This is a genomic window from Bernardetia sp. ABR2-2B, from assembly GCF_037126435.1.
In the GTDB taxonomy this organism is placed as follows: domain Bacteria; phylum Bacteroidota; class Bacteroidia; order Cytophagales; family Bernardetiaceae; genus Bernardetia.
Map to the genome: position 1 here is coordinate 98,254 of NZ_CP147020.1, position 14,500 is coordinate 112,753.

Below are 14,500 nucleotides of genomic sequence, written 5' to 3' on the forward strand. Positions count from 1 at the left end.
TTAAATAAATTAAGTAGATTTTTCAATTACTCGTTTTTTATCCAATCAATAATATATCCCTTATCAGAATCATAATCAAAACTTCCTCCATCGGGTGGTAGAACTTGGTTTGCTTCAGAGAAGATTTCTTCTACTCGTTTTACTACCTTAATAGCAGGTAAATTTGAAATATCTATCGCAACTAAATCAACAGCATTATCAGCATATAAAATATTTCCTTTCGTAGATACATCAACATTTCCTGCAATGGCAATAAAACCAACGTTTTCTGGTGATTTTGGATTACGATTATCAATTACATGAACGCCTTCATAACGCTCTCCAACAAACACATAAGAACCTTTCATAAAAATCTTTCCTGTTTCTTTGAGTGGACGAGCATTCTCAAATTTGACAGAATTATTCAAATCTTGACGACTTATATAAACAGGACTATACTCTGTTTCGTAAATAGGTTCTGAAGGGTCTTCTACATAAAAACAGGCTGTAAAACCAAAAAGTAAGATTCCAGCTAATACAAATTGAAGTATTTTTTGTGGAAGAAAATGACTAAAGACTAAATTGTTTTTCATCTTAGTATAAATAAAGTTGGTGTATTTTAGAAATAAAACAGAAATAAAGAAGGAGTAAAATCTAAAATAATTTATATTTTATTTTTGTACATCTTTAATCCTTTGTAAATAGAGACGCTACTTTTTTATAAACTGTTGCAAAATTTTATTCTTATTTAACCAATTCTATTTTATCAATCTCCAATTTAAAGTTCTGTTCTTTTTTATTTCCAATTAGAAAAGCTATTTCTACCATTTTCTTGGCTTCATAATTTGGAAGTTCTGTTATTCTTCTCCCTCTGAAAGTAGGAATCATATCTGATAAATCAAGTGTAATTGTTTCCCATTCTCCACTTGCTCTGAAGTAAGAAACATATGAATGTCTGTCAGATTTATTTGATTTTACTCTAAATTGATAGCGTTTTCCATCTCCTTTTAAATGAATTTTTACTTTTTTGTAATCTGCTATATTCTTCTTTTCAAATGTATAGTGAAGAGAAGAAAAGCCTCCATTATTTTCTAAAGAAACTTCTCCTTCAAAGATTCCATTTCCACTTTCATTTAAGTAGAATTTTCCATTTGAGCGTCCACCCATTACTACATCATCGACGATTTTCCAGTCAGAAATATCAGATGTTTTATTGAAATCAAAAATAAGGATTGGTTTTCTCATAGTGTTTGTATTTATAAATAAAAATAAATGGAGCGTAAAAAATAAAAATTTCATGATATATTATCTTTTGAAAGTTAAATATCTAAATAACCTCTATATCTAAATTCTGTTCATTGTTTTCCCCAAACAAATAAAAACAAAGAATAAATAAGGTTTTTAGCTAAAAATTTTAGTAATTTGCATTTCATTTTTACATTTTCCACCTGTTTTGTTTTAATTTATGTCTGATATTCGTCAGTTTCAGGTAGCCTTATCTCTTTTGCCTTATGTGGGCGCAAAGACTGCCAAACTTTTGATTAGTTATTGTGGGTCTGCTGAAGAGGTTTTTACTGCTTCTTCTTCCAAATTGATAAAAATCCCAAATGTGGGGCAAAAACTAATTGCTTCTATAAAAGAAAACAAAACAGAAGCATTACATAAAGCTGAAAAGCAATTAACTATTGCAGAAAAACAAGATGTCAAGATTTTAATTTATACAGACAAGAATTATCCTAAACGTCTTCTTAGGCATGAAGATTCTCCTTATATTTTATACTACAAGGGCAATGCTGATTTGAATGCACAAAAAACGGTTGGTATAGTAGGAACACGTAAGGCAACTGAGTATGGCAAAGAAATGACACAAAAAATAGTAAGAGATTTGTCAAAATATAATCCATTAATAGTAAGTGGGTTAGCCTATGGGATTGATATTTTTTCACATAAAGCTAGTTTAGAGTGTGGTTTGGATACGCTTGGAGTTATGGCAAATGGTTTGGACAAAATCTATCCAGCCGTTCATAAAAACACGGCCTTTGATATGATTGACCAAGGAGGACTTCTTACTGAAGAATGCTTCGGAACTACGCCTGATGCACCTCGGTTTCCACAGCGTAACCGAGTAATTGCTGGTCTTTCAGATGTTTTGATTGTAGTAGAAGCTGCCAAAAAGGGAGGCGCACTCATTACGGCACATATTGCAAATGCTTATAATTGTGAAGTGTTTGCAGTACCTGGTAATTTGGATTCTGTAAGTTCGGCAGGTTGTAATCATCTTATCCGAAACCATCACGCTCATATTTATACTTCAGTAGAAGATATTGAATATATTTTGAAGTGGGATTTGGACGAGCAAAATATTCCACCTATCAAAAAAACAAATGTCCAACTGACTATGGAAGAACAAGTTATTATCAATAAGTTGGAAGAAGCAGGAGGGACAATGGCAATAGATAATCTTTCTATCAAAACTCAAATTTCTCTTGGTAATCTTGCAGGGCAATTACTGATGATGGAAATGAAAGGAATTGTGAAGGCCTTACCAGGAAAACAGTTTAAGGTAATTAGTTAGAAAAACAATTGCGATTTTTTCAGCCTTACTAACTTTGAATTTTGAACAGAACTGTTTTGTATTTAAGAGTTTAAGACACCCATATTATAATTATACATTCAAAAAGCGAAACCCCATAACCTTAGTTATGGGAAATGTTATAGTTAGCTATTTTAATCCACTTCTGCCGAAATTCCACGGTCGCAAATTGCATTTCGCATCGGCACAAGGTCATTCCAAGAGCCTTCTTTCACAGAACATTTTCCTTTGAAGTGGATAATAAGCGTACATTGTTCGGCTTGTGCTTCTGAATGCTCACAAACATTAATTAAAGTATCGATAACGTGGTCAAATGTATTTACTTCATCATTAAAAACAATCAGACGATGACCTTCTTCTTCTTTGGTTTCTACTTCTTCTAAAACTTCTGTTTCGGTGTTTGCATAGAAACCCAACGAGTAGTTTAAATTATCTGTATCAGAATTAGTAATAGAAGAAGAGTTTAAAAATTGATTCATAATTGAAATAGAATTGAGAGTAAAACTTAAAAAAAACAAATATCTTTATTTACAAAAATACGATTTTGTTAAAAAATAACTAAATTATTGACAGAATAGTTTGCATACCTGCCAAATTAGTAGAAATTTAGTGGTTTTAACACTTTCTATTTATACTTTCTCAAAGTAGCTAAAAGTAGTTCGTTTTCTTCTGGCGTTCCGATAGTTATTCTCAAACAACCTTCACATAAAGGTTCTTTAGAGCGATTTCTGACCACAATTTCATTTTGGCTTATCAAAAAATTATAGATTTCTTCTACTTTGGAAGTGTCTTTTAGTTTTACCAAAATAAAATTTGTATCTGACTGATAAACCTTTTCTATAAAGCTAAATTTGCCATCTTCATTGCTTTCATTTCTAAGTTCCCCAATCAATTTTTCACGCTCATAATTCAAAACTTGAACTGCTTGTTCTACCTTTTGAGAAAATCCTAATGCTTTCAAGGCAATCTTTTGAGTGAGCATATTTACATTATAAGGTGGTTTTGTTCGTTTGTAATATTCCATAATTTCAGCAGAAGAAAATGCCATTCCCAAACGCACACCTGCCATTCCCCACGCCTTAGAAAGCGTTTGTAAGATTACAACATTAGGAAAATTATCAAGCTCATTAATAAAACTAGCCTCTTTTGAGTTGTCTGCAAAGTCAATATAAGCTTCATCAACGACTACAATTCCATCAAAAAAACGACATAATTCTTTTATATCATCTTTATTAATCAAATTTCCTGTTGGATTATTTGGGCTACAAACGAAAATGAGTTTTGTGTTCTCATCAATTTGTTTTTTTATGCCTTTTAAGTCTAACTGAAAATCTTTAGTGAGCAATGTTTTTCTAATTTCTATGTCATTTATTGTCGCAGAAACTGAATACATTCCATAGGTCGGAGGACAAACAATTATATTATCTTTTCTTGGAATACAGAAAATTCTGAAAAGCAAATCAATAGCTTCATCACTTCCATTACCTACAAAAATCTGATTTTCATGTATATTTTTTAACTTTGAAAGCTGTGTTTTTAGGTCTCGTTGGTGTGGGTCTGGATAGCGATTATAATCTGTCTGAACCATTTCTGAAAGTGGCGAACCGAGCGCATTTTCATTAGCATCTAAAAAAATAGGTGCAGGTTTTTCAAAATTTTCATCTATTTTTGTAACTTCTATATCACTTTTTTTGTACTCATCTCTTGCCGAAGAATAAGCTTTTAATGTCAGAATATTAGGACGGATAAGTTTTTGTAAATCAAAATTCATTTTTGTAACTGATTAGCGAGTGATGTGTATAATAAATACAGGATAATACCATTCTATTTTTTGACAAATTTAATTCATTTATCACTAATCACTAACAATTAATCATTATTTTATGCTTTCTTTTTATTTTTCAGATTTTGCCTTAGAAGCTGGTGTAGATGAAGTTGGGCGTGGTTGTTTGGCTGGAAGTGTTGTCGCTGCTGCTGTTATTTTTCCAAAAGAGTACAAAAATTCATTTTTGAATGATTCGAAAAAATTATCCAAAAAAGATAGACAAGAGTTAGATATCGAAATACGAGAAAATGCACTTTCTTTTGCAATTGCAGAGGCTAGTCCTGCTGAAATTGATAAAATTAATATTTTGAATGCTTCATTTTTGGCGATGCAACGAGCTATTATGCAACTAAATCCTATTCCAGAATTTTTGATTATTGATGGAAATCGTTTCAAAACAGACCTCAAAATTCCTTACGAGTGTATCATAAAAGGAGATTCGAAATATTTGTCCATTGCAGCAGCTTCTATTTTAGCAAAGAATTATAGAGACGATTTTATGGTAAAGTTAGCTGAAAAATTTCCTCATTATGGTTGGGAAACAAATGTGGGTTATCCTACCAAAAAGCACAAACTAGCAATTGCAGAACACGGTCTAACAGAGTTTCATAGAAAAACGTTTAACAGCAGTCTGCAATTGGATTTGAGATTTCAGAAATAATTAGTAAAAAGTAAATCAGTCAATTTTTATTCTGTCAAACCTCCTGTAAGTCGTATTAAAGTCGTATTTGCATCAATTAAATTATAAATTGCTTGTAGCTCATTGAAAGCTGCATTTTGAAACGTATTCTGAATCTGACGATAATCAAATGAATTTATCAAGCCAGAATTATAACGCTCTTCTAAGATTTGTAAATTTTGTTCAGAGACTTTCTTGCTCTCTGTCGATAACTCTAATAACTGCCTTCTGACATTATATAAATCAAAAGCTCTTGCCAAATCTCTTGAAAGTGTAAGTTTGTTTTGGTCAATAGAAAGGTTTCCTATATTTTCAGAAATTTTGGCTCTCTGAACAGCTCGTTTTAATTGTCCTCCATTAAAGAGCGTAAAAGACAGATTAAAATTAAGAAAGTAATTTGTTGTCGTTGCGTTTATGGGTTCTGTTGGTGCTGCACGGTCGCCTGAAAAAGTGGCTTGACTCAAATCCTGTCTGTTATAATTGTATGAATTTCCTGCCGAAACAGAAAGCTGTGGAATAATGGCAGCTTGATTTAATAAAGTAGCATCGTGAAGAATAGCTTGAGAAATCAAAAGACGATTTAAGTCTGGATTGGCTTCAAGCATTTGTTTTTCTAAGTCTTCAAACTGATACGCTGTGGCAGGAGCTTGTAGTTTTTCGTTTATTTCATAGGTTTTTTCTACCTCTTTTTCTCCCATCAAAACATTCAAATCACGCACAGCATTACGATAAACTAATTCTTGATTAATAAGGTTGATAGAATCCGTCAAGAAATTCGTTTTGGTAAGCAAAGTTTCGGCAGTAGTAGCAGTTCCTAAATCTACTTGAACATCAGAATAGCGATTTCTATCTCTTGAATAATTTAACACTTTTTTGAGGACATTAATGCGTTCTTTTTCTAAAATTACTCTATAATATCCTAAAATAACAGCTTGAATAGCATTTTGAACAATAATTTCTGCATTTCCTTCCGATTCTTCTTGCAATTTTTCTAAACGATGTTTTGCAATATTGGTTCTGAATCCATTAAAAATTACCCAGTTTACATTTATTGCAGGTTGAATGCTATTATTGATGACATTTCCAGACAAAAAAGAGGCAGGATTATCAATATTATTGATGGTGTTGTTTTGTTGTAAAAGTAGATTTACGGTAGGATAACGCCCAGTTTCGCCCCAACTATTATTCAGTTGAGCTTGTTCTATTCGCTTTCTTTCTATCAAAATACCATAATTATTTTTTAGGCTTTGAGTAATTGCTTCTTGAAGAGTAAGCGTAGAGTTTGCAGTCTTGAAGACTTTATCTTTTGTTTGATTTTGGCTATTTTGGGAAAAAGAGCAAAACGATATAAAAAATAATATTGTTAAAAATAAGTAAGTAGAAAAAGGAGTTTTCATAAAAAAAGAGTAGTTAATAAAATAAACATCACAAACAGAATATACTTGTAATTTTTAATTAGCTTCGCTGCTTTTGCAGGTCGTAATTCGTAATTGCTTTATAAGCAGTTACAAAACAACTCAATTACTTACAAAAAGATATAGAAATAGAAATAGATTAAGAATTTTTGAGATATTCTAACGTAAGTTTCTATTTTGTACTGGTTGATTTGCAAGTATGTACTTGCTGAAATGCGTTTTTCTTTAAATTAGGCTTTGCCAGTTTCCTTTAGCAAATAAATGGATTTTTCCACAACCCAAACACAAAATAGCTTTAGTGTTATATTCTCCCTTCTTTATACCAAAAACTCTTATGCCTTTTGCTTTTTCAGAAACGTAGGTAGGAGAAGATAATATACCGTTATTGGTTTTTAATTCTCCTAAATCGTAGCTTCCTGTGCTACCACAATTATCACATTTTTCAAATCCCATAGTTGAATTGATTTTAGTTTTTATATTCTAGCACAAGGTTATATCTTGTACTGGTAGTTTTCCCTGCTGTGTATTTATATTTAGCTATTCGATAATTACAAATCTAAAAAAAATAGCAGTAAAAAATATAATATTACAGCTAAATAGGTACTTTTTTACAGCTTATGGGCTGCCAGTAACACCAAAATAAAAACCATAGATACAAGCCAAATACATATAAATCACTCATTAAAAATGAGCTTTTAGGTTTGTAGTAGATAAAATAGATATGATTTCTTATACTATATTTCACAAAAACCTCAATTTCACTTACATTTTTTTAACTAATTTCTCAAAGGTATCTGATTATAAATATGTATCTTTATCCGATTATTTTAGAATCATATCTTAGCCAAACTAATACATCAAAATTTGCATTTTACACAAAAAATGAAGTCAAAACTAGTATCTCTCACAGTCAAATTGCTATCTTCTTTTTCCAAAATTACAGGAATTAATATTGAACGCTTTTTTATTCATTATATCCATAGCACAAACTCAGTAAACAGACATATATTATCTAGTGAGAATAACAGTTTGTTTTATCTTTCCCATCTACCAGACAGGTATTCCGATAATTTTGGTCAGTATCAAAAGCAATCTAATTTTCTTGAATATAAAGATATTAATAAGTGGATAGATGGAAATTATTTTAATAATAGTGGAGATTTGGGAAGGTTTTTCTTTCTGAACCTCTGTATAGAATCTTTGCTTGATGAAAAGATTATTGGGAACGTAATGGAAATTGGTGTGTATAAAGGTAATTCGGGTTTTCTTTTGGCAAAATATGCACGTCAAGTAGGCACTACGTGTTATCTTTTTGATACGTATGAGGGATTTGACCAAAGAGATATTCAAGGAATTGATAGTAATACAAACAAAGAATCATTTAAAGATACCTCCCTGGCTGATGTTAAGAGAGTGGTAGGCGAAGAAAACACAACTTACGTAAAAGGATATTTTCCAGATAGTCTTGAGCAAGTCGGAGAGTTAGAATCATTTAGTATAGTACATATCGACTGTGATTTGGAAAAGCCCATAGCAGAATCATTAGAATACTTTTATCCTAGAATGGTCAAAGGAGGTTTTCTGATTATGCACGATTATTCAAGTATGTATTGGGCAGGTGCTAAAAAAGCTATCGATGCGTTTTTTTCAGACAAACCAGAATATGTCATTCCAATACCTGACAAATCGGGAACTTGTGTAGTCAGAAAGATATAGGCAGTCAGTCAAAGTATGGATAATTACCTTACAATCTATATTTTTTATTCATCATCCTGTTCGTAGTATCACACTACAAACAAGTAAAATTCTCAAAAAAATCACTAACGACCTTTATTCAATGTATTTTTCATCCTATTTCCAATACTTTTTAACATTTGCATTGCATGTTCAGGATTTTTTGTCAGATGTTCAATAAATTCAGTTTTTGCCATTGACATAATACGCAAATCATTTTTTGCGACCACATCAGCAGTTCTGATATCATCAGTAAGTAATGCTAATTCGCCAACTACTTCTCCTTGTGTAACAACAGCAAGTATTTCACCAGTATCAGGATTTATTACTTCTGCTTCACCCTCGATAATCACAAAAGCAGAATACCCCAACTCACCAGCTCGAATTATATATTCACCTTTTTTGTAAAAAAAACAAGTATAAGATTTAAGAAAATTATAGAGCCTGTTATTTTCAGTGAAGTTATAGAAAAAATCCGTTAAATTTTTTACATCTAGAATTACGGGTAAAAACTCAAGTCCACTCGGAGTTTTTAATGTTTCTTCTGTTAAAGCTTTAAAACCAATTCGGGTTAGTAATTTTGCTATTGGTGGATTTATAGGTGCAATAACATGGGTTACATTACGAGATGCACCAAAATAACTAGCCATCAATATTAAACTTAATGCAATATGTTGATTTCTGTAGGGCTCTGTGACACAAAACATACTGCAACTTAGCAATGTATATTTTTCTGGCAAGTGAGAACGAAAATTATAATAGTCATCGGCTGGAAGACCCATTTGAGAGTCTGTATTAAGACGCAAACCACCAACAACCTCATTCCCTTTCAAAACAACCAAATTGCTTGTTGTGTTATATGCATCAAATCTATCAATCACTCTTCCATCTGGTGTAGGATTAAATAAACTTTCTTCTTCACTAAATACTTTATGTCGTATTTTTAGTAAACTATCTATATGTACAGGGTTATTTGTCAATGTGATTTGAACAGGCATTTTTTTTTATTTCGATACTGCGAAAACTAGATATTCACCGTGATGTAGTTCCCCATGTTTGATGTTTTTTAGGTAACGTTTTTTCAACTGATTTGTTGCAGCAATATCATTGATTTCATAATTTTGTTTATCCAAAAAGGCTTTCATATTTTTTTGTTCTAACAACCATTTTAATGGTTCTGACTTAAATTTAAGATAGATGCGAAGTAGAATGCCAAAATTATTATTTGGGCTATCAACTGGTTCAACGCAAGTAAAAATAAAGTTTATTGGTTTGTTTGTTACATTTTTTAATGTATTAAATAAACTAACTACTTCCGACTCGGTTAGATACATTAATACACCTTCACAAATAAAAATAGTTTTACGACTTGAGTCGAAAGGTGGAAAGTTTTTCAGTGTTCTACCTGTATCCTCTTGACTTAAATCTACAGGAAGTAAATGTAAGTTAGTAGGAGATTTATCAAAAAGAGCTTTTGCTTTTTGTTTGTTTGTTGCTGGATGGTCAATTTCTATAAAATTTACTTCTGGGTGTTTTTTATGTAAACGCCATGCTAATGTGTCAAAACCAGCTCCAAGGTTTACAACTTGGGTAGCACCATTTTTTATTCCTTCACATGTAGCATCTTCAATAAATTGTTTGCGTAAAACGTAATGCAAAGTTATACCTGGCATTAATATCTTTTCAAATAATGGAGCAAAAAATCTTGTTACTTTGCTATTTAGTTGTTTCAAGCGTTTTCTACCCTCAGTAGATGCATTCAAAATTTGTTTACCCACAATTACTGTCTCTTCTGATACTAATCCTTTGTATGCTGGATTTATTGCACTCAAAAGTTGACCTTGCAACACTGTGTAAGCAGTGGAACTAGCTTTATCTTCTTTCATATAACGAGTTTTAATTCTGTATGGTTTGTTTACAAAAATGTATTATAAACATCTACTCAATATACATTAGGATTTTTGTAAAATGAATTATTGACAAGATTTTATTTGTTTTTTAACTAAAAGACTCTCAAAAACTATGGTGTAACCAAGCTTAATCTTTAGAAAAATTATTAAAATTCCCAGCTCTTGGTTGGTCTTAGACTTGTTTTGTTAAGTAGTTACAAGTATACAGTAAATACAAAAATACCTACACTCACAAATCTAAGATTTGCCAAACTGATAAATCGTAGTCATAGACAACGCTTAACAATTTTATTTTTTGGAACACTACGACGAACAGGGGTTAGTTACTTTTTTTTCTTATTTCTACCAGCCTTTCTATTTTTAAAAATTTACTTTCTTTCATAAGGTCAGGATTTTTTTTTATTTTTCTTTGTATTTTACTTTTTAAATTTTTATAAACTTTTTTTCCAATCCTATATCTCTCAACATTGTTTTTATATAACTCTATCATTGCATTATCTACTAAGCTATCTTTTTTATGATCTCTTCCAAATGTAGCTTTCCTTATTAAGTCAATAGATACTTCTTCCAATTCCTTGGTAGATTCAAGTATCATCTCTTCTATTTCCCTTATCTCAATTTCTGGATAAATTTGATTTATATGCTTTGCATTGATAAAAGTAGATTCTATATCTGTACCTTCTGTTATGAAAAGATATATACCTAATTTTTCAAAGTCTTCTCTCATTTTGATTATCTCTTTATCAGTTAAATAATCTCTATCTCTGTGAACAATAAAATTCATTTTAGGATAAATCTTACTCATACGACGTTTAAGTAGCTCTACTGATTTTATTTGAGTACATCCTTCATAACAGTCTATTTCCATCTCGGAAGAACTAAACCCTGATGATTTTAATACAGTTTCAATAGCAGATATATCACTATCTTCTGTAAGAATAATATATTTCTTATTGTTTTCTTCAACGCTATTATATCGTTTAATTTTATCTAACTTTTCAGTCAATAATATTTGAGATGTAAAATAATCTTCTCTAAATCCCTCATCTTTTCTCAAATAAGCTGCAGGTATCAATTCTTTAGTTCCTATAGAAATTACTCTAATAATTTTTTCTATGGGGTATTCTCCCATTATTACTACTTCTATTTCCTCATACTCCAATTGTCTTGAAATAAGATATGCAATATAGTCATCACTCATTATAAAACTTTCATTATCCCAATAAACTAGTAAGCCGTTTTTATAAAATTCTTCTTTGTCTTTGATACCCTCAACCACATACTCACTAGGAATTTCTAAACAAAAACTTGTGCTAAAAGGTCTAATCATATCCATATTAACTACTGCTCTGGTACAAGTAAGTTTATGTAAAGAACAATCTGCTACTAATTTATCATACTTTAAATCTCTAGGTGGAGCAAATCTAGTATTGTTTAGCTGTTCATTTGCTTTACTCATATCTTCTGCACTCATAAAAGTTCTATTAACTGAAATATTGCTAACGTGAATTAATACCTTAAAGGCAAGTTTTACAACAAGATTATCAATATCAAGCTTATCCTTGAATATGGTTTCTGACCATCCTTTTTCATCTAAATAATTCAATTTAAAAGAATTTTCTAATAAAAACACTTTTATATGTGCTAATACTCCTTTTGGAAAGCTAGACTCATTAAATATTATAACGGTATAACAATCTTCATATGTAGAATCATAATTTACCCAAGCAATTATTTCAGAAGGGAATTTGACTGGTAATTCTTCTAACATAAATATAAATGAAGCTTCATCTAGAATAGATTTTAAATTATCAAAATGAATTTTGCAACTATCCAACTGAGGAAGTTTTAAGTAGTTTAACAAAAAGGCATCTCTCTTAATTAAGACATCTCTAATCAAAAGCTGTAAGTCTTTTACTTTTAAATTTTCTATGTAAGTAATACTTTCTTCATTTGATGGAACAGTGTCTGATTTACCTGTAATTTCTTCAAATAATTTTAGTTTAACCCTACCTATACTATTTTCGCTTAAAGCATTTTTTAGCACCGTTGGTATTTTACTCATGTTTTTATTATTAAGTTAATATACTAAACCCTCCTAAACCTCTTCTCATAAGTTTCAATCACCTTCCAATAGACGACAGGAATTTCTTGTATCAAATCGGCTGCTATGGCAAAAAGAGAAGCGTCTTTTGAAATAGAAATGCTGTATTTTTCTGTGTTTTCTTCCCAGTTTTCGGCATTTAAGATGTCATTTGCACCGAAAAAGTCGCCTTTTTGTAGGGTTTCTACTTTTTTGCCGTTTCGATTTAGTGTTACGCTGCCTTCTGCTATCAAGTAGAGAATGTATTTTTGAGAGAGTTCTACTTCTTGCCCTGTGGTTTGGGTCATCGCTTTGGCTATGCGTGTCAGGATAGGAAAGGAAACCACCTCGCCAAAAAGCCACGTATTTTCTAAAAACAAAATATTTTTTTCTACTCGTTTGAGTTCGCTATACAAATCATTTCTATCTACAAAATCGTGATAGGATTGTAGAGGAATCTGAATAACAGTAATATTACTCGCTGCTCGGTAGGTTTCAAGGGCTTTTCCACCCAAATACCCCGAATAAAAACCTATTAGAGAACCTGCTGGAAGTACGTGCTGGTTACCTCGTGCCGAATCTATAAACTCTACTGAACCTGTGATGAGCAAATAAACGTACTCACTTTCTTGTCCTTTTTTGAATAAAATCGTTCCTGCATTGAAATGCCTAACCGAATGATTGAGCAAATAATTGACTTCGTGCTGAGGTGCGCTAGGAAAATAAAACTGCAAATACTTACTAGCAAAATCAAATAAATAATCATGACTAGCAGGAATAAGCGTATCAATCATTCCAAAGGCTGCCGAAGAACCAATTTCACGCTCTTTGAAAGTGAGAGGTTTGTGTGTGTGCGCCAAAACGATTTTTTTCGAATCATCTTTTCGGTAATCTTCGGCTTGTCCGTGAATCATTCCACCACCAATATCAATTTTTTTGAGGTTAGAAGGAATGAGATAGTTTTGTGTGATTTTGTCGTACCATTCCTGCGAAACTTTCAAATCATCTTCTCTTTCAGTCATTTTTTTGAAGACATCAAAAGAAACTACATCGGCTAAATGTCCATACGTTTTATAGGTGTCTTTCCATTTTGCTCTAAAATAAAATAAATTCGTTTCGACAGGATGAGGAGAATACAACGGCATTACTTCCAATCCATCGACATCGTTCCACTCATCAAAATTGAGGTCTTGAATATCGAAGAAATTACCAAAATTATTTTCTTCAATAGACATCAAAGCACATAATTTTTTGGTAATGGCAGAACGAACAAGTGGCGTAGCATAATATTTAAAACGCCTGTCGGTTCGGATAAGGGTTGTAAGTCCTGCAAAATGGTCGTCGTGAGCGTGGGTATGAAAAATTCCCTCAATTTCATTGACACTAATTCCTAAATAATTCAGACTTGTCAGAATATTAGGCCCTGCATCAATTAAATAAATTTTTCCTTGAAAAATAACAATACTAGCCATACAAGGACGGTTTATGTCCCAACCATCGCCCTCTCCAGAATGTACGACAGCAAAATATTCTCTATTCAAATAATGGTAACCGAGTTGATACGGAGCTTCATAACGGTCTTCTGCACCCAAGTTTAGATTTACCTCTATGCTCTCATTTTTATAACTTATCTCATAAATATTAAAATCTTTCCTTTCGATAAAAACGCCGTTTCGAATTTCTGTTTTCTTATTCTCTTTTTGATCTTCTTCGTTTTCTTCAATAATACGTTTGTCTAAAAGCGCATCAGACGGATTTATTTTTCCAAAAGCAAAATTGAGTTTTATACGCATCATTTGTTCGGCAGTTTCGCCAGTTATTCCTGCTGCTGCATATTCTTCTTTATTTATCAGACCATAATTTCCACGATAAAAATATTTCATCTGTGCATCAATCTGTTCTTCTGTTCCAATAATCATTGGACGGATTCCTGTATTGTTTGGATGATTCGGAATAACCATTCCCTGTAAGTAGAGCATTTGCATAGCAGGAAACTCTATCAAATTGGAAAAACTACCGTTTTGCATCAAAACTTCGGAAAGTAAAATACAGTTAGGACCTGATTCGTAAGAAACGATATTTTTACCTATTTTTTTATCAATCGTTTCTACAAGTCCACGCTTTTTTAAATGTTTGACAGCATCAGCAGGACACCCACAAAGCATAAATACATTTGCTTCTGGTATTTCTACCCAAAAAATTCCGATACTTACAGACGTTTTTTTGATTAACATATAATTGAAATTTATGCTCTAATTTTTTCTGTTTTTCAACCGTCAACG

The 14,500-nt window shown here is 31.6% G+C and carries 13 protein-coding genes; 3 read left to right on the plus strand and 10 right to left on the minus strand.

Going from position 1 to position 14,500, the window contains the following annotated elements:
* Positions 1 to 26: 26 nt before the first annotated feature.
* Together WAF17_RS00440 and WAF17_RS00445 are read right to left on the minus strand one after the other, a co-directional pair.
* Positions 27 to 572, minus strand: coding sequence for a hypothetical protein (locus WAF17_RS00440; RefSeq protein ID WP_338764846.1), 546 nt, complete (start codon positions 570 to 572; stop codon positions 27 to 29).
* A gap of 151 nt (positions 573 to 723) precedes the next feature.
* Positions 724 to 1,224 (minus strand): CIA30 family protein, encoded by a 501-nt coding sequence (locus WAF17_RS00445; protein ID WP_338764847.1) that lies wholly within the window; start codon positions 1,222 to 1,224, stop codon positions 724 to 726.
* A 220-nt stretch (positions 1,225 to 1,444) separates the two neighbouring features.
* Between WAF17_RS00445 and dprA the strand changes: the two genes are divergently transcribed.
* Entirely contained in the window at positions 1,445 to 2,554 is a 1,110-nt protein-coding gene (dprA, locus tag WAF17_RS00450) for a DNA-processing protein DprA (RefSeq protein ID WP_338764848.1), read from the plus strand.
* 152 nt (positions 2,555 to 2,706) lie between these two features.
* Here the strand turns inward: dprA and WAF17_RS00455 are convergent, their stop codons facing one another.
* On the minus strand, positions 2,707 to 3,051 hold the full coding sequence (locus tag WAF17_RS00455; protein ID WP_338764849.1) for an ATP-dependent Clp protease adaptor ClpS: 345 nt from the start codon (positions 3,049 to 3,051) through the stop codon (positions 2,707 to 2,709).
* Between the two features lie 146 nt (positions 3,052 to 3,197).
* On the minus strand, positions 3,198 to 4,343 hold the full coding sequence (gene hisC, locus WAF17_RS00460; RefSeq protein ID WP_338764850.1) for a histidinol-phosphate transaminase: 1,146 nt from the start codon (positions 4,341 to 4,343) through the stop codon (positions 3,198 to 3,200).
* A gap of 112 nt (positions 4,344 to 4,455) precedes the next feature.
* Here hisC and WAF17_RS00465 point away from each other — a divergent pair, with 112 nt between their 5' ends.
* Positions 4,456 to 5,058, plus strand: coding sequence for a ribonuclease HII (locus tag WAF17_RS00465; protein ID WP_338764851.1), 603 nt, complete (start codon positions 4,456 to 4,458; stop codon positions 5,056 to 5,058).
* 26 nt (positions 5,059 to 5,084) lie between these two features.
* Here the strand turns inward: WAF17_RS00465 and WAF17_RS00470 are convergent, their stop codons facing one another.
* Together WAF17_RS00470 and WAF17_RS00475 are read right to left on the minus strand one after the other, a co-directional pair.
* Positions 5,085 to 6,473 (minus strand): TolC family protein, encoded by a 1,389-nt coding sequence (locus WAF17_RS00470; protein WP_338764854.1) that lies wholly within the window; start codon positions 6,471 to 6,473, stop codon positions 5,085 to 5,087.
* Between the two features lie 243 nt (positions 6,474 to 6,716).
* Positions 6,717 to 6,944: a hypothetical protein gene (locus WAF17_RS00475; protein ID WP_338764857.1), complete on the minus strand. Its 228-nt coding sequence runs from the start codon at positions 6,942 to 6,944 to the stop codon at positions 6,717 to 6,719.
* Positions 6,945 to 7,373: 429 nt separating this feature from the next.
* Here WAF17_RS00475 and WAF17_RS00480 point away from each other — a divergent pair, with 429 nt between their 5' ends.
* Positions 7,374 to 8,207: a TylF/MycF/NovP-related O-methyltransferase gene (locus WAF17_RS00480; RefSeq protein WP_338764860.1), complete on the plus strand. Its 834-nt coding sequence runs from the start codon at positions 7,374 to 7,376 to the stop codon at positions 8,205 to 8,207.
* 104 nt (positions 8,208 to 8,311) lie between these two features.
* Here WAF17_RS00480 and WAF17_RS00485 read toward each other — a convergent pair whose 3' ends face one another.
* The 4 genes from WAF17_RS00485 to WAF17_RS00500 all read right to left on the minus strand — a co-directional run bounded on the left by WAF17_RS00485 (position 8,312) and on the right by WAF17_RS00500 (position 14,452).
* Positions 8,312 to 9,223, minus strand: coding sequence for a cyclic nucleotide-binding domain-containing protein (locus WAF17_RS00485; RefSeq protein ID WP_338764863.1), 912 nt, complete (start codon positions 9,221 to 9,223; stop codon positions 8,312 to 8,314).
* 6 nt (positions 9,224 to 9,229) lie between these two features.
* Entirely contained in the window at positions 9,230 to 10,111 is an 882-nt protein-coding gene (locus WAF17_RS00490) for a class I SAM-dependent methyltransferase (RefSeq protein ID WP_338764865.1), read from the minus strand.
* 343 nt (positions 10,112 to 10,454) lie between these two features.
* Positions 10,455 to 12,200: a hypothetical protein gene (locus WAF17_RS00495; protein ID WP_338764868.1), complete on the minus strand. Its 1,746-nt coding sequence runs from the start codon at positions 12,198 to 12,200 to the stop codon at positions 10,455 to 10,457.
* 23 nt (positions 12,201 to 12,223) lie between these two features.
* Positions 12,224 to 14,452 (minus strand): cyclic nucleotide-binding domain-containing protein, encoded by a 2,229-nt coding sequence (locus WAF17_RS00500; protein WP_338764870.1) that lies wholly within the window; start codon positions 14,450 to 14,452, stop codon positions 12,224 to 12,226.
* Positions 14,453 to 14,500: the final 48 nt, after the last annotated feature.